2 tRNA genes and 2 rRNA genes are annotated in these 614 nt (G+C 52.0%); all 4 read left to right on the top strand.

The window, feature by feature from the left end:
• Positions 1–120 (top strand): 16S ribosomal RNA (locus F5984_RS26470); the annotation flags it as partial.
• A 40-nt stretch (positions 121–160) separates the two neighbouring features.
• Positions 161–234, top strand: a tRNA-Ile gene (locus F5984_RS26465).
• Positions 235–278: 44 nt separating this feature from the next.
• A tRNA-Ala gene (locus F5984_RS26460) sits at positions 279–355 on the top strand.
• A gap of 97 nt (positions 356–452) precedes the next feature.
• Positions 453–614, top strand: a 23S ribosomal RNA gene (locus tag F5984_RS26455); the annotation flags it as partial.

The raw sequence follows: 614 nt of genomic DNA, 5'->3' as shown, positions 1-614 counted from the left end.
CATGGAAGTCGGGGGGACCTGAAGCTGCCCTTAAGCAAGGTGGTCAGGGTAAATCTGGTAACTGGGGCTAAGTCGTAACAAGGTAGCCGTACCGGAAGGTGCGGCTGGAACACCTCCTTTCTGGAGCCTGTCTTCACTGTGATGTCAATATTCAAAGCACGGGCTTGTAGCTCAGGTGGTTAGAGCGCTACACTGATAATGTAGAGGTCCGTGGTTCGAGTCCACGCAGGCCCACAAAGTGGTAAGCAACAACGGTTGCTATCTGCAGGAGTAAATACGGGGGATTAGCTCAGCTGGCTAGAGCACCTGCTTTGCAAGCAGGGGGTCAACGGTTCGAATCCGTTATTCTCCACCACGGATACAATGGTATCCAGATGAGTTCTTTGACCTACGGGGAAAACAAGTAAAGTAGTCTGATTCTGTAATGGGATCAATTGACTAGTAGACACAGGTAACACATAAGCAAGAGCGTCTGGGGGATGCCTAAGGCTTCTGGTGGCGATGAAGGACGTGGCAAGCGACGAAATGCTTAGGGGACCCGCTGGCAGGGGCTGATCCTAAGGTGTCCGAATGGGGCAACCCATCATGCTGAAGGCATGATACTCTTTCGAGAG

Source organism: Rudanella paleaurantiibacter (genome assembly GCF_009184635.1).
GTDB classification, from domain to species: domain Bacteria; phylum Bacteroidota; class Bacteroidia; order Cytophagales; family Spirosomataceae; genus Rudanella; species Rudanella paleaurantiibacter.
The sequence above is the reverse complement of the archived record's forward strand: the minus strand, read 5'-3'. Positions and strand labels throughout refer to the sequence as shown.